This window comes from Aestuariibaculum suncheonense, from assembly GCF_014596935.1.
GTDB lineage: Bacteria > Bacteroidota > Bacteroidia > Flavobacteriales > Flavobacteriaceae > Aestuariibaculum > Aestuariibaculum suncheonense.
The window spans coordinates 210184-234156 of sequence record NZ_JACVXC010000002.1 but is presented as its reverse complement, the minus strand read 5'-3'; the positions used below and the strand labels follow the sequence as shown (position 1 = coordinate 234156).

Genomic DNA, 23973 nt, shown 5'->3' with positions numbered 1-23973 from the left:
CTTATGAATGACTTCAAAACAAAACTGAGTTTAATAATAGTTTTGATATTTTCCTTTTTTGTACAAGGACAAAACAAAGGAGAGGATTTTGAAAATATTAAATACAAAAATCTTTTTTTAGAAGCCGGCTTTACTCAAAAAAGTATAAACCAAAAATTGTCAAAGGCCTATTACGACCTTTTTGAGGGGCCGAATCGGGTCTATTTTGAGGTTGGCGATTCAATGGCTTACGTAAGTGATGTGAAGAATAAAGATGTTAGGACCGAAGGGATGTCGTACGGAATGATGGTTGCTGTTCAATTTGATAAAAAGGAAGTTTTTGATCGTATTTGGAGATTTTCAAAAACATATTTGCAGCATCAAAGTGGCCCTAGACAAGGGTATTTTGCGTGGAGTTTTAACCCGAGTACAATGCAACCAAATGCTTTAGGTTCTGCTTCCGATGGAGAGTTTTATTACATAACCAGTCTATTGTTTGCTTCTAATAAGTGGGGAAATACTACCGGAATAGATTATTATAAGGAAGCTCGAATAATTTTAGATGCGATGTGGGGTAAAGACGGTACAGAAAACATTTATAATATTATTAATACAGAGTACAAACAAATATCTTTTGTGCCCGAGGGAAGTGGATACAATTGGACAGATCCTTCTTACCATGTTCCTGCGTTTTATGAAGTCTGGGCAGCATATGCTGAGGATGGACATAAAGAGTTTTATAAAGCTTGTGCAGATACTTCAAGAGTATTTTTTCATAGAGCAACGCATCCCGTTACATCATTAAATTCTGATTATACCGAGTTTAATGGAGAACCATACCCCACAAGATGGATGCCACCTGGATTTCGTTATGATTCTTGGAGGGTACCTATGAATATTTCCATGGATTATGTGTGGTTTGGAAAAGACAAAGCTTGGCAGGAAGGTTATGCTAAACGTTTTCAGAATTTTTTAAGATCACAGGGAATGGAAACTTACAATGATCAGTTTAATCTTGATGGAACGGTACCGGAATTTATACTGCAAGCAGGTCCGACTAAAAAACTGAGACACTCTATAGGATTGGTCTCTACTGCGGCTACAACAGCGCTTATAACTATAGACAACCGAGGTCAGGACTTTATTCATGCAATATGGAATGCAACGTTAGAACCTTATGAAGATGGTTACTTCGATCCATATTATGATGGATTCATGTACCTTTTTAGTTTAATGCATTTAAGTGGAAATTATAGAATTATTACACCAACAAAATTTAAATAATCATTATGAAAACATCTTTTTTAAGGTTCATTTTTAAAGCAGGAATTATAGTCTTTTTTTTTAATACCACATCCTATGGTCAAAATATATTGAAAGAAGCTCCCAAGGGCTTCGATGAATTTAATTCCAATATAAAGGCCGGGAAAATAGAAACGGTTAGTTATAAATCGAAAACGGTTGGAACAATTCGTAAAGCTAATGTTTATACCCCTCCAGGATATAATAAAAATGTAAAATATCCGGTTTTATATTTATTACATGGTATAGGTGGAGATGAAAATGAATGGATACGGGGTGGTAACCCACAAGTTATTTTAGATAATTTATACGCTGAAGGAAAAATAGAGCCTATGATTGTTGTTTTACCTAACGGCAGAGCCATGAAGGATGATAGGGCTACAGGTGATATTATGGCTAAAGACAAAGTGGAGGCCTTCTCAACATTTGAAATCGATTTATTGAATGATTTAATACCTTTTATAGAAAAACGCTATCCGGTGCTAAAAGATAGAGAGCATAGAGCAATTGCTGGTTTGTCTATGGGTGGCGGACAATCTTTAAATTTCGGATTAGGAAATTTAGATCAGTTTGCATGGGTTGGAGGTTTTTCATCTGCACCAAACACAAAAGAGCCTCAAGAGTTAGTACCCAATCCTGAAGAGGCAAAGAACAAATTGAAATTACTATGGATCTCATGCGGAGATAAAGATTGGTTGTTACCGTTTAGTAAACGTACTCACGATTATTTATTTGAAAACAACGTTCCTCATATTTACTATTTAGAATCAGGTGATCATGATTTTAAAGTATGGAAAAATGGTTTATATATGTTTTCTCAGTTTTTATTTAAACCAGTAGATCCAACTGTTTTAACAGAATACAGTGTATTAGGAACGCCATCAAGAACAAATATTAACAAAGCACAATATCCACAAGTACTACCTAATAACAAAGTCATTTTTAAAGTCAAAGCACCTGAAGCCAATCAGGTAAGTGTGAAGTTTGGGAAAACCTATGGTATGGTTAAAGATGATGAAGGGTTTTGGAGCGTAACAACAGATGCTTTAGATCCTGGATTTCATTATTATGTTCTAAATATTGATGGAGCAGAAGTTGTAGATCCTTCTACAGAAACATATTATGGTATGGAACGCATCGCTAGTGGCGTGGAAGTACCAGCAATAGATCAGGATTTTTATGCGTTGAAAGATGTGCCTCATGGTAATACACAAGAAATTTTATTCCCATCAAAAAGTACAAGAACATCTCGTAGAGCGTTTGTATATACACCACCAGGATACAATAATTCAAATAAGCAATATCCTGTACTGTATCTTCAACATGGTTGGGGAGAAAATGAGACTTCATGGAGTAAGCAGGGGCATGCCAATTTAATTATGGATAATTTAATTGCTGAAGGAAAAATAGAGCCTTTTATTGTTGTAATGACTTACGGGATGACTAATGAAGTTAAATGGGGTAAGTTAAATGAATTTGACATTAGTCGTTTTCAAACAGTTATGGTTGATGAGTTAATACCTTATATAGATTCTAATTTCCGTACGAAATCAAATCAAGCTAATCGTGCTATGGCAGGTTTGTCTATGGGAGGCTTTGAAACCCGATTAATCACATTAAATAAACCTGAGCTTTTTTCTTATTATGGTGTTTTAAGTGGAGGAACTTATAAACCGGAAGATTTAGCCAATCACTCAAACTTAAAATTGGTCTATTTAAGTTGTGGTAGTAAGGAAAATCCAGAAGGCGTAAAAAAAGCAACCGAAGTTCTTAAAAAAGCTGGAATTCATGCAGTTTCTCATATTTCGGAGGGTACAGGCCATGAGTTTTTAACCTGGAGGAGAGGGTTATATAATTTAGCGCCATTACTATTCAAGGAATAAAAGAAAACAAAAAACATCGAGAGTTTAAATTCTCGATGTTTTCCTTATAATTTAATGGAGCAGAGGATAACTGATGCTTATTTGTTTATATTTAATTGGTGTATAGCTTCCGCAAATTTTTTACCTAAATCGATATATCCTTCACTGTCATAATGCCATTTATCTGAATATTTATAATACCTTGTGTTTCTAATTATTTTAGCATTTTTATCGGTTTTAACATACTTTTCTTGAGCGTATTGTACCAACTCGCCGTAATCCCAAACCTTTCCGTCTTGATCATTCCAGGAATCCGAAATTTTTCCAATAACAACGGGTAAATCATCGGCTCGCAAAGAAGCTCTAAATAAGTCCATCATGCGTTTTAAATGATTATAATAGTTGGTAGCAATGGCTTCGGTGTATGCGGCATCACTTTCACCTTGCATCCAAATAACACCACATGGAATAAGAACATCTTCTTTGCCATCAGCATTGATATCTTTTGTATTTAAAGCTTCTTTAAGTGTTGTTAAAAAATGGTCATATTGATTTATCCCATTCAGTCCCTTATAATCCGGCTCCCAAGATCCAAATTCGCCGGCGGCAAGACTATCAATAGAAGTGCCACCTCTTGCGTATTTTATTATTGCAATTTTTTCGTTGGGATAATACTCCTGTAGTTTTTTTGCGAATGATAGCTCGACACCAAATCGATTTGAAAGGTTATTGTTTTGTGAATCAGAAGAGAACCCCACACCATGCCCTGGTTGTAATATTTCCCATTTTCCAAAGCCTCCTTTGGCATCACCATCCGGAACAGAATTGCCATGGAAAATATAGACATTTTTGAACGGTTGCTTAAGAGATTTTGGTAAATCTGAATTATAACCGTAACCCTCCATATTAGATTGTCCGGCTAGATAAAAGACTTTTATAGTATCTTTTTTAATTTGTTGGCAATAGCCTAATACGGGAAATAAAAATGAAATAATAAGCGTAATTAATGTTTGTCTCATCATTTATCGTTTTAGTAAGTAAGAAAAATAAGGAATTTAGATATATACACTGAAAGTTATGAAATATAAAAAGACTGCTTAAAGCTTTTTTAACTTTTAAGCAGTCTTTTAATAATAAAAAACTAAACTAACTCAAAAATATATTAATAACCAGGATTTTGATAAGCCTCTTTTTCAGACTCCGAAGCCTCCATGGCATCAAGTTGCCCCTGTGGAATAGGACGTAAATAATGATAATCTTCTATAGTCCTAGTAAAGGTTTGTGGTGTATGATCACCATAATTAGGCCCAGAAATTCTATAGCTGCTAGCCAGCTCTTGCCACTTTTGGGTTCTTACTAAATCATACCAGCGATAGCCTTCTCCAAAATACTCTCTTGAGCGTTCGGCTAAAATAAAATCAATATCTATTACATCTGGTGTTGCATTTGTCATAGCATCACTATTGTCTTCCATTCTTTCTGTTTGTTCTCCGTTATCAAAACGCCATTTTCCTGCCCGTGCACGAATAACATTTATCAAATCTTTAGCCGTTTTACCGCCTTGAGTAGCAGCGCCTTTTACAGCTGCTTCAGCAGCAATAAAGTAGAATTCAGAGAATTTAGCAATTGGGAACGGGCGTGTTAAACCTGCATTAGGAGAACCAAGGCCTCCATCGTTATCGGTACGATAGGTTCCTAGTTTCCATAAACCTGGATAAACGATTCTACTAATAGCACCAGGTTCAATTACAAAATCTGCTCTACCAGCTAAAACACCAGCACCAATGTTACTAGCTCCCTGGCCACTAGGGTATACAACATCAGAATTATCTTCATCTAAAAAGGATACAATGGCATCTCCGGGAGAAACAGGCAAATTATTAGCATTTGGATACGAAGGAGTCGTATCACCTGCTTTATCCCAATTGCCTCGATAACTAGTTACAAAAGTTCCGTCGTAACGAGAATCCAAATCTTTTTCTTTAAAGGTTTCTTCAAAAACGTTTAGGGTTGGAGCCATTCGAGTCCAGGGTCTACCATAGCTTTGTGCTGCTTCACGTTTTACTGTTTCTACACCATTACTTCTAATAACAGTATAGTTCCAGGTCACCATCCAAACCGATGCATTGTCTTGTTGGCCAGAAATCCCCCAGCCTAAATCTGCTCCATTGTATTTAGCACTTTCTTCAGTATGATCTGCATACAGCATCATTTCAGCATGACGATCGTTAGGGGCCAAATGTACATCATAAAAATAATCGAGTAAAGTGTACGGACCGGGGTTATCAATGGCAGTTGTTGCCACATTATAGGCCTGTTGAAAGTACCATGCGGCATCATGACCATCAGGGTCTGTTCTTGGTGCATCTGGATATGTTGGGATATTATTAGGGTTCTCCAACCACCATCCATATGTTAAATAGGCTTTCGATAAATATAAACGGGCAACATTTTTAGTTAGAGATCCTGTTAATCTAGGGCTGTCAGGTAAATCGTTAACCGCTTTAACTAAGTCAGGAAAGATGGCTTTGGTATAAACTTCAGGAACTGTATTACGCACAGATCCTCTATTGGTTGAGGTATTGAATTTTAATTCACCAGCTCCTAAATCTAAAGGAACACCTCCATATGTTTGAGTCAGTAAGAAGTAATCAAAAGCACGGAAGAAACGTGCTTCAGCAATTAAAGCATCTGATAGACCAACAGTTGTTGCGTTTTCTATGATACCGCTAGCAGTGTTAATAGCACTAAAACAAGTAAACCACGGGCCGGCAGAAGGAGCGCTTGTTGAAATAATCGAACCTACGCCAGATAAATCCATGTCTTTAAAATTTCCATCGGCACTTTGCGCCCAGGTGTATTCATCTGTACCAGTTTCTGTTGAATTGTAATAGTTCCAGGCACCATATAAAAATCTTAAATGTGCGTATAATGCTGTTATACCACCTTCAACCCCTTGCTCAGTAAGAAAGTAATCTGGAGTAAACACACTTCTAGGATTTTCTTCAAGAATGTCATTAGTACATGAGCCAATTGTCAATGCTACTGAAAGCATTGATACTATAGTTATTTTATTTTTTAGTCTTTTCATAATAATCTTTTTAGAAAGTTAAATTCAAGCCAACCATGAAATTACGTGTTGTTGGAACGTTGGTTCCAATGGTAGGAATACCTCTGGAAATGAAACCGGAAGTTCCTGTAGCTGAGTTTTGAGCGTTACCATTATCATCGGCCCCTGAGTTTGTTTCCGGATCCATTCCTGATTCTTTATGAAAAGGAGAAAATAAGACAAATGGATTTTGTACAGTGGCATACAAACGTAAGTTTTGAATACCTATATTTTCAATTAGTTTCTGATTAAAGTTGTATCCTAGTGTAATGGCTCTTACTTTTAGATAAGAACCGTCGAAGTACCCCATAGTGGTTCCGTATTTTGGGCCATCACCAGCTTGAATTCCTCCGGGAGCAGGATATTTTGCATCGGTATTGGTCGGTGTCCAGTAATCAACATTAATGTTATTTCGTCTACCAGTTAGTAAGTTAAGATATCCATTAGAAGAGTAAAGTGTACTAACAGCGACACCACCGCTTTTAAAAACACCAACCATGCTTAAATCAAAATTCTTATAAGCCAAACGTGTATTAAAGCCACCTTGAAAATCTGGTGTTGGGTCAATAATCTGTCTGTCATCAGCATTAATTTGTCTTACAGGAGAACCATCAGCATTGTAATCGCCAGTATATTGTACTTTAATCATACCGGCATTACCTCCAGGCTCAAGAGTCTGTAAATATTGATAATCGGCATCGGTTTCATTCCAAAGGCCTATTTTTTTGTAATCATAAATCACGTTAATAGGCGAGCCTACAAACCACAATTGCCCAACGTTTTGATCTTCACCGCTTGCCAGAGACGTAATTTCGTTTTTATTGGTGTATAGGTTAACCCCTAAATCCCATGTAAAACCGTCTGGGTTATCAATAATGGTTGCATTTAAGGCGACTTCTAATCCTTTGTTGGATGTTGATCCAATATTACCAACGAAAGAACCAACTCCTGAAGTTGCAGGTAATCCTACGCGATAAAGAATGTCGTTTGTTTTAGTGGTATAATATTCTACAGTTCCAGATAAGCGATTATTAAATAAAGCAAAATCTAGACCGTAATTATAAGTTTCTGAAAATTCCCATCCTAAATTTGGATTAGGTAATTCATTAACAAAATATCCTGTTGTAAAGGTATTGCCAAAATTATAATCTCTAGTTCCTAAGTTTCCTAAAGTGGCATATGGATTAACAGCTTGATTAGATGTTTCACCGTAACCTGCACGTATTTTTAAAGAACTTACCCAGTTTACGTTATCCATAAAGTTTTCATTTCCAATATTCCAACCAACAGAAACGGCAGGGTAGGTAACCCATTGCTTCCCTGGTGCTAACCTTGAAGAAGCATCAGAACGTACTGTAGCCGTAATTAAATAACGACTATCATATTGATACATTGCTCGACCCATATAAGATAATAAGCCAGCTTCTCCATAGTATCCGCCATAACCAGTAACATCTTCAAGAAGCGCAGATCCTAAATTGTAGAATAGAAATTGTTCGTTTGGCAGATTTCTTGCACTAAAATTTGTACCATCCCATTTACCATTTTGAGCCGAAAATAGTCCAACAATATTAACTTGATGCTTATCAGCAAAGGTTCTGTCATAAGTTAGTAAATTTTCAATAACATAATCTGTTGTTAAACTACTACTAACACCACCGCCATTTGGAGCTTGTGGGTTTACATTGGCAACCCCTTGACCTGTAAAGTTACCATCTCTGCTCATACGTAAATTTAAACCAAGATTTAAACGGTATTTTAAACCTTCAACTCCAGGAATTTTAACTTCACCAAATAAGTTGTTGTAAGTTCCAAAATCTTTTTGAAGATTAACTCGACCTTCACCAATGGCATTTAACGTACTTTTGGTAGTTACCCAAAATTCATCTAAAGGCATGCTAACTACGCGTTTTAGAGAGCCATCATCGTTATAAGGATTTAAAATTGGAGTAGCACTAAGGCTTCCATAAAGCCCTGTACCCGCAGCATTTGTTAGACTATAATTCATAATGGAGTTTAACCCGAATTTGAATGCACCAATTTCCTGCTCAACTTGAGCCCGTAGTGAGTATCTTTGAAAAGATTCAACCGGTAACACTGATGTTTCTTTAAAGTACCCCATGCCAATACTATAATTACCGTTTTCTCCTCCACCTGTAACTCCTATATCATGACTCGTTTGCAGTCCTGTGCCATAAATTAAATCTTGCCAATCAGTATTTACACTAGTATCTTCATCTGCTCCAGTAGTATACAGGGGATCCCCCTCATTAAAAAGACCAGTAGCTTCACGTAATGCATTAAATTGATCGCGATTCATCATAGGAAACTTAGCAAAGACTTCTTTTGCTGCATAATACGTATTGTAGGTAAATTTAGCGGCTTGGCCCTTTTTACCTGATTTAGTGGTAATCAAAATAACTCCGTTAGCACCTCTTGATCCATAAATGGCTGTTGCAGAGGCATCCTTCAAAATATCTAAGCTTTCAATATCATTTAAATTGATATCATTCAATCCTCCAAAAAAAGGAATGCCATTTAATACAATCAAAGGATCATTACTACCCGAGAGAGACCTTACTCCACGTATTCTAATGGAAGTACTATTAGAGCCAGGTCTGGTGTTAGTTGTAGAAATATCAACTCCAGGGGCACGACCTTGAAGTGCTTCTTGGAAATTTGCAGCTTGTACTTCGGAAAGTTCGCCGCCTTTGATAGATACTACAGATCCCGTAACAGATTCTCTGTTTTGCGTACCGTAACCAATAACAACAACTTCATCAAGAGCTGCTAAATCGGCTTCAAGGGTAACATTAATTTCAGTTTGATTGTTTATTTGGATTTCTTTAGCTTGATATCCTATATAACTGAAAATTAATACGCCATTGCCAGGTACATTGCTGATCGTGAATTCGCCATCAAAATCGGTTGCGGTTCCATTTGAACTGCCTTTTAAAATTACATTTACTCCGGGAATTGGTCCATTGTCATCAGAAACCTTACCAGAGACAGTCATTTGAGCAGACATACTCGAACAAATAAGTAGGAGTATGAATAAAAAACCTGTCTGTTTGGTTTTAAAATTAAAATAGTTTGTCATAAAATTTAAGTTTAGTTGTAGTTAATCGCTATAAATACATAAATAAGCAATCGGTTGTGTTTGGTTTAAAAAAAATATAGTTTAAATCAGTAATTTGTATTTTTCAATATACTCTCTCAAGCTTAATGTTTTGTTTCGCTTTTTATTTTGAAATTATAAATAGCTTTTAAGTTTTTTTAGTGTTAAACAATATTTCATTTTTTAATTCTGGATAGATTCTACTAAAGAATAGCGACTTCTTAAGGTTATTTACTTCTTGTTAGAGTGATTATTTCATAAAATTTAGTGTTAGTTATTGCGAAGATAATAAAAAAGTTATAATTTGCAACCGATTGTGTATAAATTTATACGCTTAATTATGTTAAAATAATAATGCTGTTATATATTAAATCAGTTTCAGTATTTAAAAACAAAGTACTAGATATGAGTAGATTATTAATTAAAGTGTTTGTTGCGGTAATCTTTATGTTCTTGATGTTACGTTGTACAAACCGGTCAGAGAATAAAGTAGGTAATGATGATAAATCAAGCTCAACGAAAACTTATGAATTTCCGTTCCAAGATCCATCCTTGACCTTAGACAAAAGAATAGATGATTTAATTTCTAGATTAACTTTAGAAGAGAAAGTAGATCAGATGATGAATGGAACATCTGCAATTGAACGTTTGAGTATTCCTCCATATGATTATTGGAATGAAGCGCTTCACGGTGTTGGTCGGGCTTCGGCAGCAACTGTTTATCCTCAGGCGATTGGTCTTGGGGCTACTTTTGACAAAGACTTGGTTTACAGAGTATCATCTGCTATTTCAGATGAAGCTCGGGCGTTGTACAATGCTACCAGTGAAAAAGGAAATTATAATCGCTATAACGGTTTGACATTTTGGACACCAAATATTAATATTTTTCGAGATCCGAGATGGGGTAGAGGTCAAGAGACCTATGGAGAAGATCCGTATTTAACGTCTGCTTTAGGAGCTTCATTTGTAAATGGTTTACAGGGAGATCATCCTGATTATTTAAAAACAGCTGCTTGTGCGAAACATTTTGCGGTTCATAGTGGACCTGAACAGGTAAGACATGAATTTAATGCTGAAGTAAGCCAGAAAGATTTATGGGAAACGTATCTACCGGCATTTAAAGTTTTAGTCGATGCAAATGTCGAGGCTGTTATGTGTGCTTACAATAGTACAAATGGAGAGCCTTGTTGTGCCAATAATTATTTAATAACAGAAGTATTGAGAGACTCATGGGGGTTTAAGGGTCATGTGTTGAGTGATTGTTGGGCTATTGTTGATTTTTTTACACCTAAAGGACAAGGCGGTCATGGTGCAAGTTCTACTATGGCGGAAGCTGCGGCTTTGGCAGTAAAGAGTGGTGTGAGTCTTAATTGTGGGGATTCCTATGAGGCTTTACCTGAAGCCATACAGCAAGGGTTAATTACGGAAAAGGAACTTGATGAGCAATTGTCTATTTTATTAAGAACACGTTTTAAATTAGGAATGTTTGACCCTAAAGGAAGTAGTCCTTATGATGATATTTCAATGAATGTGGTGAATAGTGAGGCTCACAGAAATCTGGCCAAAGAAGCGGCACAGAAAAGTATTGTTCTTCTAAAAAATAATGGCATATTACCATTAAAAAATAACTTGTCTAAGTATTTTATAACCGGACCCAATGCTACAAGTATAGAAGCTTTATTAGGTAATTATTATGGGGTTAATTCTAATTTAGTGACTATAATGGAGGGTATTAGTGCAGCAATTCATCCGGCTAGTCAGCTCCAATATCGTTTAGGTGCTATGCTAAATAAAAAATCTTTAAACCCAATAAATTATGCTACAGGAAATGCCGCAAATAGTGATGTAACCATTGCTGTTTTGGGATTAACAAGTACTTTAGAGGGAGAGGAAGGTGATTCGATAGATTCATCTACAGCAGGAGACAGACTAGATTATAATTTACCAGAGAATCAAATAGAATATTTAAAAGATCTAAGAGAAACAGCAGATAAGAATCCAGAGGACAAAAAGCCAATTGTAGCCATTATAACAGGAGGAAGTCCAGTAAACTTAAAAGAGGTTTATGAGTTGGCAGATGCTGTTTTATTTGTATGGTACCCGGGAGAAGAAGGAGGAACCGCTGTTGCAGATGTGATTTTTGGAAACGTATCACCCTCAGGGAGATTGCCAATCACTTTTCCAGAATCCTTAAATCAATTACCTCCATATGAAGATTATTCTATGAAAGGAAGGACCTATAGATACATGAATTCAGAACCTATGTTTCCGTTCGGTTTTGGATTGAGTTATACTCATTTTACTTACAGTGAGATAAAAGCGAGTAAAATGAACATAAGTAGTAATGAGAAGTTGAATGTGGAAGTGACGCTTACTAATTCAGGCGAAGTGAAATCTGATGAAGTGGTTCAAATGTATATTTCAGACCTAGAAGCGTCTGTGGCTGTTCCTTATTTTCAATTAATAAATACTAAAAGAATTACTTTAGAGCCAGGAGCATCTCAAAGTGTTAAATTTGAATTATCTCCTAAAGATTTTGAAATTGTAAAGGAAGATGGCAGTAGAACAATTGAACCTGGTAAATTTAAAATTTATATAGGAGGTTCCAGTCCAATGAAACGAAGTGTTGAGCTTGGAGCTTCAAAAATGTCAGAATTAGAAATTTCGGTACACTAAAAGAAAATAATGAACAATTTAAAATTCACCTTATCTACATTACTTATAGGTTTAATTTCCTCAACGCTATTAGCACAAATTAGGCTCCCTAAACTAATTAGTGATGGCATGGTTTTACAGCGGGATGTAAAAGTACCGGTGTGGGGGTGGTCTAGTCCTAATGAGCGCATTTCTGTTGAGTTTAATGGAAAAAAGTATAAAGCTAAAACTACAGAAGCTGGTAAATGGAGCTTAGAATTACCTAAAATGAAATCAGGAGGACCCTATACCATGGTTATTAAAGGTAATGATACTTTGCAGGTTAAAGATATTTTAGTTGGGGATGTTTGGTTGTGTTCAGGGCAATCGAATATGGTACATCAATTAGACATTCACGATGTTCTTTATGAAAAGGAAATTGAAACTGCCAATGATTCAGAAATACGTCATTATAAAATACCTACAACCACTAGTATTACAGGCCCTAAAGACGATTTTATAGGAGGAAGTTGGCAGAAAGCAGTAGGTGACGAAGTACGTGATTTTTCGGCAGTAGCTTATTTTTTTGCGAAAAAGATTTATGATAAATATCAAATCCCCATAGGTTTAATTAATGCCAGTGTTGGGGGAACCCCAATTGAAGCCTGGATCCCTGAAGAAGGTTATAAAGATTTCCCTGAAATTCTAAATATTATCGCGGAAAATAAAGACACAACATTTGTAAATGCCTCAAAACGTAATCAACCAGATTTTGATAGAGATTTTTCTAGTACTGAAGATAAAGGTTTAACAGGTGAAATTCCTTGGTATGCTGTTAATTTTAAACCGAAAAACTGGAGACGAATAAACATTCCAGGATATTGGGAAGATCAAGGAGTAAAGGATTTAAATGGTGTAGTATGGTACAGAAGGGATGTTGAAATACCAGAATCCATGATTGGAAAAAAAGCGCGTGTATTTCTCGGAAGAATAGTGGATGCTGATGAGCTTTATATTAACGGAGTTAAAGTTGGCGGTAAAACCTATCAATATCCACAAAGGCGATACATGGTGCCTGAAAATGTATTAAAGGCAGGTAAAAATACTTTTGTTGTTCGTGTCACAAATCATTCCGGCAAAGGAGGTTTTGTTCCAGATAAACCATATTACATATTTTCAGAAAAGGATACGGTAGATTTAAAAGGATATTGGGAGTATAAAGTAGGACAGGTTTTTAAATCTTTTGATTATTCTGCTTATTCAATTAATAATTCAGAAGGACCAAAATTGAGGAGAATAAATCCACAAAACGAACCAACTTCACTTTTTAACGGTATGATAGCTCCTTTCAAACAATATCCTGTAAAGGGAATTCTGTGGTATCAAGGAGAAAGCAATACGGGAAATCCAGGAGATTATAAGGATTATATGAAGGCTTTAGTTTCAGGGTTAAGAGAGGTTTTTAATAATGCAAGCATTCCATTTATTTATGCCCAACTGCCAAACTTTATGGATGTCTCTTATGTTCCGACAGAAAGTAATTGGGCGGTTTTAAGAGAGTCACAATTAGAGTCGCTTTCCATCCCTAATACAGCAATGACTGTTAATATTGAATTAGGCGAGTGGAATGATATTCACCCAGACAATAAAAAGGATGTAGGGGAGAGAATGGCTCTTGCAGCACTAAAAGTAGCCTACAATGAAGATATTGTGTACTCAGGGCCTTTATTGGAAAGTTATGAAATTAAAAAGAGCAAGGTGGTCATTTCATTTAGTCATACAGGAAGTGGTTTAACAACAAATGATGGAGAGCCATTAGGTGAATTTGCAATTGCAGGAGAAGACAAAAAGTTTGTTTGGGCGAATGCAAAAATAGATGGCGATAAAGTTATTGTTTGGAGTGATCAAATAGACAATCCCAAATTCGTAAGATATGCTTGGGCGGATAACCCAGATAACCCCAATTTATTTAATAAGGAAGGTTTACCTGCATCACCATTTCGAATTGAATAGAAGAACTGATAAAGCGTTTGAAGTAAATTAGGTTTTAGTTCAATAGAATAAGTAAATTGCTAAGCTTTAGTAAGATTATTCCATAATTACTCAATAATTAAGCAACCGGTTGTTTAATTAGCTCTTTATTTATATATTTGTTAATATATGATATGATTGAGATAAAATAGAACAGGTGTTTAGAGTTAATATTTCAAGACATCAGCATGTTTTAGGAGAAATCAGGACAAACATATTGTTAATTAGTTTAGTTTTTAAAGAAAAGGCTACAGCGTTTGAGGTAGCCTTTTTATTAGTAATAACATATGTATTCAAACGATTTGAACAGATTAAATTGTTAAAATCTAACTAAACGAGACGTAAAAAGCATGTCGTGTCTTAAAGAAATTTGTAGAAAACTAAAATTTAAATATTAAGATAAACTATAATGAAATAATGAAAAAAAGTAAATTCAAACTGTTTAGAAAACGACAAACGGTACTGTTATCTTTAGGTGTACTTACAATGCTATCTTTTACCCATAAACATAATGAGGATCTTCCGGTAAAACCACCAAAAAACTCACCGATATTCTCAAATTTTAAATATCAGGGAAATGATCAGGTTTATAAAGATTATGTATTAAAATCAGATGAGTTTTATACACCTATTCTACAGGGGTGTTATCCAGACCCTGCCATAACCAGAAAAGGAGATGATTACTATATGGTTTGCTCTTCATTTGCTATGTTTCCAGGTGTGCCTATTTTCCATTCAAAAGATCTTGTGAATTGGACGGATTTAGGCGGGGTGTTAAATAACGTTTCTGAATTTAATCCTCATGACACAGGAATTAGTGCAGGAGTTTATGCTCCTGGGATAACTTACAATCCTCATAATGATACATTCTATATGATTGTAACAGCATTTTCTAACGGATTGGGAAATATTATTGTTAAAACTAAAGATCCTAAAAAGGGATGGGGTAGCCCAATAAAATTAGATTTTGGAGGTATTGACCCATCTATTTTCTTTGATGATAATGGAAAAGGATATATTGTTCATAATGATGCGCCAGATCCGGGAAAAGAACTCTACAACGGACATCGCGTGATTAAGATATGGGAATACGATTTAGAGAATGATGCAGTTATTCCGGGTTCTGATAAGATAATAGTAGATGGAGGTACAGATATTAATAAAAAACCTATTTGGATTGAAGCCCCTCATTTATACAAGAAAGACGGTAGTTATTATTTAATGTGTGCAGAAGGCGGTACTGGAGGTTGGCATAGTGAGGTTATTTTTAAAAGTGATAACCCAAAGGGGCCATTTATTCCTGCTCCTAATAATCCAATACTTACCCAGAGATATTTTGGGAGAGACAGAAAAAATAAAGTAGACTGGGCAGGACATGCCGATTTAGTTGAAGGGCCAAATGGAAAATACTATGGTGTGTTTTTAGCGGTTAGACCAAATGAAAAGCATCGCGTAAATACTGGTCGTGAAACATTTATTTTACCTGTAGATTGGTCAGGAGAGTTCCCTGTTTTTGAGAACGGATTGGTGCCATTAGAACCTAAATTGAAAATGCCAGAAGGCGTTGAAAATATGACTGGGAAGAATGGATTTTTTCCTAATGGAAACTTTACATTTTCAGACGATTTCACTTCCGAAAAATTAAATAACCGATGGATCGGATTAAGAGGCCCGAGAGAACATTTTGCATCCATAACTAAAAAAGGATTAGAAATAGAGCCTTTCAATACGAACATTAAAGAAGTTAAACCAACATCAACTTTATTTTTAAGACAGCAGCACAATAGTTTTTCATTTGAAACAGTGATGGAGTATAAACCGAAATCAGAAAAGGATTTGGCGGGTGTTGTTGCTCTACAAAATGAAAATTCTAATTATGTGTTTGGCGTAACAAAAAAAGATAATGATTTCTATATTGTATTACAACGAAATGAAAAAATGGACAGAACAAGTAATGCTTCATCTAAAGTGATAGCAAGTACTAAGATAGATTTAAAATCTTCTGTAAAATTAAAAATTGAAGCAAATGGCGATGACTATCAGTTTAGTTATTCCTTAAAAGAAGAAGATTTTATAAATCTGGGAGGTACAGTGTCAGGAGATATTCTTTCTACAGATGTCGCAGGTGGATTTACAGGTTGTCTACTCGGGTTATATGCAACTTCAACTAATGATGCTTATCCTGAATAATTATTTAGTTTAAAAAAGGTTGTTTATTCGATTAGACAACCTTTTTCAATAAGTTATTATTTCTTTGTGACCAAGTAACATTTTAAAATTCACATTTGAAGATAAAAACGATTACAACCAACTCCAATTAAACAAAGGCTATTATTTAGTCTGACTAAAAACGACATATTCATGAAGACATTTTTTAAACTTACTTATTTATTTGTTCTTTTTTTGGTGGGCCAGGTTATGTCGGCCCAAGACCCTAATTTTCATATTTATTTGAGTTTCGGGCAATCAAACATGGAAGGCGCGGCTAAGATTGAAGTTCAGGATACTCTTAATTTAAGCGACAGATTTATGGTATTAGCAGCTGTAGACTGTCCAGAAATTAAAAGAGAAAAGGGGCAATGGTATATAGCTAAACCTCCTTTATGCCGCTGTAATACAGGATTGACACCAGTAGATTATTTTGGTAGAACGCTTGTAGAAGAATTACCAGATAATGTTAAAATAGGAGTTATTAATGTTGCGGTAGGCGGCTGTAAAATTGAACTATTCGATAAAGATAATTATGAAGCCTATGTTTCTACAGCTCCAGATTGGTTGAAGAATACAGTAAAAGCTTATGAAGGTAATCCTTATGGAAGATTAGTGGAAATGGCTAAAATAGCTCAAGAGAAAGGTGTGATTAAAGGTATTTTAATGCATCAGGGAGAGTCAAACACAGGTGATACACTATGGCCTGAAAAGGTAAAGGTCGTTCACAATAATTTAATGAAAGATCTAAACTTAAATCCTGATGATGTGCCATTACTGGCAGGAGAAACGGTAAATGCCGATACGGATGGCGTATGTGCCAGTATGAATAAAATTATAGCAACATTGCCAGAAACCATTCCTAATGCTTATATAATATCATCTGCTGGATGTACAGATGGGGAAGATAATCTGCATTTTGATGCTGCTGGGTATAGAGAATTAGGTAAGCGCTATGCGTTAAAAATGCTCGAAATTTTAAAGAATTAAGAATTTAGCATTTGGAAGTAATGCCCTTTATTTAATTAGATTCTATTGTTGTAATAGCTTTAATTTTAGGCCTAAAACAATCGATTGTTGGTATGGATGGTTTTAATACACGTTGGAAAGGATGATGCGTCTATGGTATTTTGCACCTTGAACTTAGATTATAGCCTTGAAATTGTTAAAAAAACTTATATTTGACTTTTCTAACAAATTTTAGATGAAAGAAAATAGCGAGGTTACTATCTACGATATAGCCAAGAAGTTAAATTTGGCAACTTCTACAATTTCCCGAGGCTTAAAGGATCATCATACCATTAGTAAAAAGACTATTGAAATGATCAAAAAAACTGCTGCTGAAATGGGCTATAGACCTAATAATTTAGCGGCTAGTTTACGTGGAAATAAAATGAGAACTATAGGTGTTTTACTTCCTACAGTAACCCAGCCTTTCCTTTCTTCGCTTATTAGTGGCATTGAAATAGCAGCCCAGAAGGCTGGTTATACAGTAATTATTATGCAATCTCATGATTCTTATGAGGAGGAAGTTAATTTAACTCAATCCCTTTACGATAATCGGGTAAGTGGGGTTATATGTTCTTTAGCTATGGGAACAAAAGACACCTCTCATTTTAATGTTTTTATTGAAAACAATACACCTTTGGTTTTTGTTGATAGGGTACCACAAAGTTTTGAAACTTTTCATGTAATTATTGATAATTTTAGTGCGGGTTATAAAGCTACAAAACATTTGATAGACCAAGGTTGTAAACGAATTGCGCATATAACGGCTGGATCAGAGTTTAGTATTTATCATGAAAGAAAGAAAGGCTATCTCGCCGCATTGGAGGAGCATAATATTCCATTTGATGAAAATCTATGTGTTAAGATAAACTCCGTTACCTATGATGATGCAGCAAAAGCAAGTGAGAAATTATTAAGCTTAAAGAGTCGACCTGACGGTATATTTGCTCCCGGTGATATTCTAGGGGTAAGTGCAATTCAATGTGCAAAAAGAATGGGAATTAAAGTACCTGAAGAACTGGCTGTAATAGGATTTAATAATGATCCAATATCTTACATAATAGATCCTAATTTATCAACAATAACTCATCCAGCTTCTAAAATGGGGCAAACTTCAGCTGAGATCATTCTTAAGAATTTGAAACAATCAAGAAAGAAAGATCAAATTGTTAAACAAATTACCTTTTTAAATACTGAAGTTCTGGTACGTGAATCTTCAAAAAGAATTTAAGTATTTAAACACTTAAAGTATTGTATTTTTAATATAGTTTAACTGTGCGCCTCAGAGCATAATTTTAGTTTTAATATTTGAGTGTTATTGACTACTAAGGTCTATTTTAGATTAACGTTTTAAGTTTTCTAATAAACAACCATGACTTCTAATCTGTTGTAATTCAATAGGCTTGTGTTGTGTCTTTGTTTTTTTTACGTCGTGTATTTACTGATTTTACAACTCTTTTTACACAACCGGTTGCAAATTATAAATAATTTACTATCTTCGTAATTATTCTTATGAAATTTTACCAATAATACATTTTAGGATGAAAAGATTCATTTTAAATGGAAATGTATTCTAAGTAACGATAAGACCTAACAATGAAATTTATGTTTAGAAAAATTAGCCTGATTTTGTTAATGTTAACTTTTGCTATAAGCGAGGCTGATAACGGATATAATTTATGGTTACAATATGTTCAAATTGAAGATGTTAATGTAAGGCAGGCCTATATTGAAAAATTAAATCAGATTGTTTATTTGAATGATAATGAAACGATTAATGTAGCCCTTGATGAATTGAATATAGGTCTTTCAGGTATGTTAGGTTTGTCTGATGTTTCAGCTTTAGTAAACTCCGAAAAGATTAATAACGAAAGTGGATTAATGCTTGCAACTTACAGTACTTTAAGTGATGGTTTAAAACGGGAGTTCAAATCTGATTTCAACAAAATTAATGAAGAAGGATTTATTATAAAATCTGTTATAATAAATAATGTTTCGCAAATCATTATTACTGGCAAAACAGAGGTTGCTGTATTGTATGGTACTTTTAGATTTTTAAAACTGTTACAAAGCCATCAATCGTTAAACAATTTAAATATTATCGATGCTCCTAAAATTCAAAAAAGAGTTTTAAATCATTGGGATAATTTAGATCGAACCGTAGAAAGAGGCTATTCCGGCTTTTCCATTTGGGATTGGCATCGTTTACCAGATTATTTAGATTTTCGGTATACTGATTATGCAAGAGCTAATGCCTCTGTAGGGATCAATGGTACCGTATTAAACAATGTTAATGCCAATGCTAATATATTAACGCCTCAATATTTAGAAAAGGTGGCTGCTTTAGCAAAAGTATTTAGACCTTATGGGATAAAAGTTTATTTAACGGCGCGTTTTTCGGCCCCCATGGAAATAGGCGGTTTAAAAACATCCGATCCGTTGGATGAAGATGTTATTTCATGGTGGAAGCAAAAAGTGAAAGAGGTTTACCAATTTATACCTGATTTTGGAGGATTTTTAGTTAAAGCAAATTCAGAAGGACAACCTGGTCCTCAAAATTATGGACGTAATCATGTTGATGGCGCTAATATGCTGGCAGAAGCTCTTAATCCTTTTGGTGGTATAGTTATGTGGCGAGCGTTTGTGTATTCAGAACATGATACTACAGATCGGGCTAAACAAGCGTATTCAGAGTTTGTGCCTTTTGATGGCAAGTTCAAAGACAACGTACTTATTCAGGTGAAAAATGGAGCTATAGATTTCCAACCTAGAGAACCATTTCATCCCATGTTTGGTGCCATGCCAAAAACACCTTTAATGATGGAGTTTCAAATCACTCAGGAATATCTCGGGCAGAGTACGCATACTGTTTTTTTACCAAAATTTTATGAAGAAGTTTTAAAAACCGATACTTATAGAGAGGGCAAGGGGTCTACGGTTGCTAAAGTGATAGATGGCTCACTAAATAATCAAAAACTAACAGGTATAGCTGGAGTAAGTAATGTTGGAACAGATATAAACTGGACCGGAAATGTCATGTTGCAGGCTAATTGGTATGGTTACGGTAGATTGGCCTGGAATCCTGATTTAAAAGCAGAAAATATAGCGAATGAATGGATTAGAATGACGTTTTCTAATGATATCGCTGTTGTTAAAACAATCGAAGATATATTGTTAATGTCGCATGAAGCTGTTGTGAATTATATGACACCTTTTGGTTTGCATCATATTATGGCGACCGGACACCATTATGGACCAGGCCCTTGGGTTGCGAATCTTTCACGACCAGAATGGAATCCAGTATATTATCATAAAGCTGATGCCAATGGTATTGGTTTTGATCGAACAGAAAAGGGGAGTGGGGCAACAGATCAATATGCAAAAGAAGTAAGTAAAGAGTTCAGTAATTTGAATTCTTGTCCTGAGGAATATCTTCTATGGTTTCATCATTTGTCTTGGGAGTATAAGTTAAAAAGTGGAGTAACGCTTTGGGATGGATTGGCTCTTAAGTATCAGGAGGGTGTAAATCAGGTAAAACAGATGGTTGATTACTGGAAATCGCTTGAAGGTAAGATTGATCAACAGAGATTTAAAGAAGTTGAAATGTTATTGAACATTCAGCTTAAAGAGGCAAAATGGTGGAGAGATGCTTGTCTGTTATATTTTCAGCAATTTTCAAAAAAACAATTACCTCAAGGGGTTGAAAAATCTACAAAATCTTTAGAAGAATTTAAAAACATGACCTTTCCTTTTGCACCTGGAAACTAAAAAAATAACTATCAGTGAAACTAAATAAAAAAGAAATCCATCAAAGATTAATAAGCTTTGGAGTAGTGTTTAAAAGAAAAATTTTAAATGTTACTGTATTACTTTTTTGTGTCATGAGTTTTAATGCTTTTAGTAATACTAAGTATGTTGTTTCAAAAGCATCAAAGGGTACTTTCCCATTAGCATCCTCAGGAAGGGTAGCTTCTCTAGTTGTCAGTTCAAACGAATTTAAAGGCGTTTTAAAAGTTGTTGGGCATCTTCAAAACGATATATTTAAGGTAACAAGTTTAAAGCCTAATATCTTAAGTACAAATTATGATAATACCGACATTCTTTTAATAATAGGAACTTTAGGGAATAGCACTATTATTGATGAGTTGGTAGAAGCCGGTAAAATTGACAAAGCGCAACTATCAGGCGCCAGAGAAAAGTTTATAACTCAGGTTATAGATAATCCTGTAAAGGGAGTCAAAAAGGCTTTAGTAATCGCAGGCTCTGATAAACGTGGAACCATTTATGGGATTTACGATCTTTCAAAACAAATAGGGGTTTCTCCGTGGTATTATTGGGCAGATGTGCCGGTAAAAAAACAATCGGAACTTCATGTGCTTCCGGGACAACATACTTTAGGAGAGCCTAAAGTAAAGTATCGGGGTATTTTTATTAATGATGAATGGCCTGCCTTAGGCGGCTGGGCTTCTAAAACCTTTGGAGGATTTAATCATCAGTTCTATGATAAAGTTTTCGAATTAATATTAAGACTAAAAGGAAATTACCTGTGGCCAGCCATGTGGGGGAGTTCTTTTTATGCTGATGATCCCTTGAATGGTGTATTAGCAGACGAATATGGTGTTGTTATGGGAACATCACATCATGAGCCTTTAGCCAGGGCTCATAAAGAATGGCAGAGTTTTGGAGGTAAAGCCTGGAATTTTAATACCAACCCAGACCAGTTAAAAGATTTCTGGAAAGGGGGAATGGAACGAGTAAAGAATAGGGAGTCTTTAATAACTATTGGAATGAGAGGTGATGGCGATGAACCCATGACGGAAGGCACAGCCATAGAATTATTGGAGAATATTGTAACTACTCAACGTGATATTATCGAAGAGGTCACAGGTAAGTCTGCCGATAAAACACCGCAAGTATGGGCTTTATACAAGGAGGTGCAGGAATATTACGATCAAGGTATGAAGGTCCCAGATGATGTAACGCTATTATTATGTGATGACAACTGGGGGAACTTAAGGAAATTACCGGAATTAAATGCAAAACCAAGAAAAGGCGGTTATGGTATTTATTATCATTTTGATTATGTTGGAGGTCCAAGAAGTTATAAGTGGATAAATACGAATCAAATAGAACGTGTTTGGGAACAAATGAATCTAGCCTATCAGCATGATGTAAAAGAATTATGGATAGTAAACGTTGGAGATATAAAACCTGTGGAGTTTCCAACAGATTTTTTCTTAGAATATGCTTGGAATCCTGAACAATGGAATCCCGAAAATTTACATGAATTTTATACAGATTGGGCAGAAGCTACGTTTGATGGGCAATTTACTAACGAAATAGCCGGCATTTTGAAGTTATATACGAAATATAATGCCAGAATAAAGCCAGAGCTTATCGATTCATCAACCTACAGTTTAATGTTCTTTAATGAAGCCGATAAAATTGTTGAAGATTACAACAAATTAGTAGCTCATGCGGAAGAGATTAATGAAAAACTAAAACCAGAATATAAAGATGCTTTTTATCAACTAGTACTTTATCCGGTAAAGGCAAGTGCTAATTTGAATGAACTTTATACAAGTGTGGCTAAAAATCGTTTATATGCATCACAAGGCAGGGTAATAGCAAACGATTATGCCAACAAGGTTCAGGAATTATTCGATAAAGATGCAGAACTAACTCATTTTTATCACACAGATATTGCTAATGGTAAATGGGTCGATATGATGTCACAAACACATATAGGCTATACCAGTTGGAGTGACCCAAAGGAAAATATCATGCCTAAAACCGAAAGTGTTATACCTGAAAAAAAATTGTCGATAGGTGTTTCGGTAGAAGGCTCAACAAAATGGTGGCCAAAAGCAAAAGAGGAAGCTGTTTTACCGATTTTTATCTCATACGAGAATACATCACATTTCGTAGACATTTTTAACAGAGGTAAAAAGGTATTTAATTATAAAATTACTTCAGAATCAGAGTGGATTACTCTATCAAAAACAACTGGAACAGTTGATAAACAAGAGCGTATTCAAGTACAAATAAATTGGAGTAAAATTCCCGAGGGCATCAACAGGTCGTCATTTGTTATCAAAGCTGAAAACCTGGAAATTCCTATTTACGTTGAATTTTCAAATCCAAATTTATCACAAGCAAGAGGTTTTGTAGAGAGCGACGGTTATATATCAATTAACGCAGAAAACTATTCAAGTAAATTTGAGCCTAAAGCTTTTACATGGGAAGTTGTCGATAATTTAGGTAGAGAAGCTTCTTCCGTTATTTCTTTGCCGGTAAAATATGGAAGATTACCACTTAGCGAAAGTTCTCCAAAGCTTACCTATGACGTTTATCTAAAAAGCAAAGGAAATGTAAAGGTACATACGTTGTTTTCACCAACTATAAATTATTCAATAAGAGAAGGTATGCTTTTCGCATTAGGTTTTGATAATGATAAGCCAGAGGTTGTAAATTATGATGCCGATGCGACTATATTTAATTACAATGGAAAGGTTCCTGCACATTGGCATGAAAATGTATCCAACAGCATTAAGGTTATTACAACGGAGTTAAATGTAGAGTCTATTGGTAACCATACATTAAATTATTATAGAATAGACGAGGGGTTAGTACTTCAAAAAATTATTATAGAAACACAACACAGTTATTTAAAAGAAACCTACTTAGGTCCTCCGGAAAGTTATAAAGCAAATTAAAAAATA

General features: G+C 35.1%; 12 protein-coding genes. 9 read left to right on the top strand and 3 right to left on the bottom strand.

The window, feature by feature from the left end:
• Window positions 1-3: 3 nt before the first annotated feature.
• Window positions 4-1263: a glycosyl hydrolase family 8 gene (locus ICJ84_RS06665; RefSeq protein ID WP_188215601.1), complete on the top strand. Its 1260-nt coding sequence runs from the start codon at window positions 4-6 to the stop codon at window positions 1261-1263.
• A 5-nt stretch (window positions 1264-1268) separates the two neighbouring features.
• A complete protein-coding gene (locus ICJ84_RS16980) occupies window positions 1269-3164 on the top strand; it encodes an alpha/beta hydrolase-fold protein (protein ID WP_188215600.1) in 1896 nt (631 codons plus the stop codon).
• Between the two features lie 77 nt (window positions 3165-3241).
• Here ICJ84_RS16980 and ICJ84_RS06655 read toward each other — a convergent pair whose 3' ends face one another.
• From ICJ84_RS06655 to ICJ84_RS06645, 3 genes are all read right to left on the bottom strand, one after another.
• Window positions 3242-4162, bottom strand: coding sequence for a sialate O-acetylesterase (locus ICJ84_RS06655; protein ID WP_188215599.1), 921 nt, complete (start codon window positions 4160-4162; stop codon window positions 3242-3244).
• A gap of 143 nt (window positions 4163-4305) precedes the next feature.
• Entirely contained in the window at window positions 4306-6234 is a 1929-nt protein-coding gene (locus ICJ84_RS06650; protein ID WP_188215598.1) for a RagB/SusD family nutrient uptake outer membrane protein, read from the bottom strand.
• A gap of 10 nt (window positions 6235-6244) precedes the next feature.
• On the bottom strand, window positions 6245-9352 hold the full coding sequence (locus tag ICJ84_RS06645) for a SusC/RagA family TonB-linked outer membrane protein (protein ID WP_188215597.1): 3108 nt from the start codon (window positions 9350-9352) through the stop codon (window positions 6245-6247).
• Window positions 9353-9775: 423 nt separating this feature from the next.
• Between ICJ84_RS06645 and ICJ84_RS06640 the strand changes: the two genes are divergently transcribed.
• The 7 genes from ICJ84_RS06640 to ICJ84_RS06610 all read left to right on the top strand — a co-directional run bounded on the left by ICJ84_RS06640 (window position 9776) and on the right by ICJ84_RS06610 (window position 23967).
• Window positions 9776-12046: a glycoside hydrolase family 3 C-terminal domain-containing protein gene (locus tag ICJ84_RS06640; protein ID WP_241748714.1), complete on the top strand. Its 2271-nt coding sequence runs from the start codon at window positions 9776-9778 to the stop codon at window positions 12044-12046.
• Window positions 12047-12055: 9 nt separating this feature from the next.
• Complete coding sequence (locus tag ICJ84_RS06635) at window positions 12056-14017, top strand: sialate O-acetylesterase (RefSeq protein ID WP_188215596.1); 1962 nt, start codon at window positions 12056-12058, stop codon at window positions 14015-14017.
• A gap of 504 nt (window positions 14018-14521) precedes the next feature.
• Window positions 14522-16225, top strand: a complete 1704-nt coding sequence (locus ICJ84_RS06630; RefSeq protein WP_206688690.1) for a glycoside hydrolase family 43 protein — start codon at window positions 14522-14524, stop codon at window positions 16223-16225.
• A gap of 171 nt (window positions 16226-16396) precedes the next feature.
• On the top strand, window positions 16397-17233 hold the full coding sequence (locus tag ICJ84_RS06625) for a sialate O-acetylesterase (protein WP_188215594.1): 837 nt from the start codon (window positions 16397-16399) through the stop codon (window positions 17231-17233).
• A 214-nt stretch (window positions 17234-17447) separates the two neighbouring features.
• On the top strand, window positions 17448-18482 hold the full coding sequence (locus tag ICJ84_RS06620) for a LacI family DNA-binding transcriptional regulator (RefSeq protein ID WP_188215593.1): 1035 nt from the start codon (window positions 17448-17450) through the stop codon (window positions 18480-18482).
• Window positions 18483-18856: 374 nt separating this feature from the next.
• Window positions 18857-21019, top strand: coding sequence for an alpha-glucuronidase family glycosyl hydrolase (locus tag ICJ84_RS06615; protein WP_188215592.1), 2163 nt, complete (start codon window positions 18857-18859; stop codon window positions 21017-21019).
• Window positions 21020-21132: 113 nt separating this feature from the next.
• Window positions 21133-23967 (top strand): glycosyl hydrolase 115 family protein, encoded by a 2835-nt coding sequence (locus ICJ84_RS06610; RefSeq protein WP_188215591.1) that lies wholly within the window; start codon window positions 21133-21135, stop codon window positions 23965-23967.
• Window positions 23968-23973: the final 6 nt, after the last annotated feature.

Excerpts from the sequence above, each read along its gene's own strand:
- ICJ84_RS06665 (WP_188215601.1), top strand. The coding sequence starts at position 4 with ATGAATGACTTCAAAACAAAACTGAGTTTAATAATAGTTTTGATATTT.
- ICJ84_RS16980 (WP_188215600.1), top strand. The coding sequence starts at position 1,269 with ATGAAAACATCTTTTTTAAGGTTCATTTTTAAAGCAGGAATTATAGTC.
- ICJ84_RS06655 (WP_188215599.1), bottom strand. The coding sequence starts at position 4,162 with ATGAGACAAACATTAATTACGCTTATTATTTCATTTTTATTTCCCGTA.
- ICJ84_RS06650 (WP_188215598.1), bottom strand. The coding sequence starts at position 6,234 with ATGAAAAGACTAAAAAATAAAATAACTATAGTATCAATGCTTTCAGTA.
- ICJ84_RS06645 (WP_188215597.1), bottom strand. The coding sequence starts at position 9,352 with ATGACAAACTATTTTAATTTTAAAACCAAACAGACAGGTTTTTTATTC.
- ICJ84_RS06640 (WP_241748714.1), top strand. The coding sequence starts at position 9,776 with ATGAGTAGATTATTAATTAAAGTGTTTGTTGCGGTAATCTTTATGTTC.
- ICJ84_RS06635 (WP_188215596.1), top strand. The coding sequence starts at position 12,056 with ATGAACAATTTAAAATTCACCTTATCTACATTACTTATAGGTTTAATT.
- ICJ84_RS06630 (WP_206688690.1), top strand. The coding sequence starts at position 14,522 with ATGCTATCTTTTACCCATAAACATAATGAGGATCTTCCGGTAAAACCA.
- ICJ84_RS06625 (WP_188215594.1), top strand. The coding sequence starts at position 16,397 with ATGAAGACATTTTTTAAACTTACTTATTTATTTGTTCTTTTTTTGGTG.
- ICJ84_RS06620 (WP_188215593.1), top strand. The coding sequence starts at position 17,448 with ATGAAAGAAAATAGCGAGGTTACTATCTACGATATAGCCAAGAAGTTA.
- ICJ84_RS06615 (WP_188215592.1), top strand. The coding sequence starts at position 18,857 with ATGTTTAGAAAAATTAGCCTGATTTTGTTAATGTTAACTTTTGCTATA.
- ICJ84_RS06610 (WP_188215591.1), top strand. The coding sequence starts at position 21,133 with ATGAGTTTTAATGCTTTTAGTAATACTAAGTATGTTGTTTCAAAAGCA.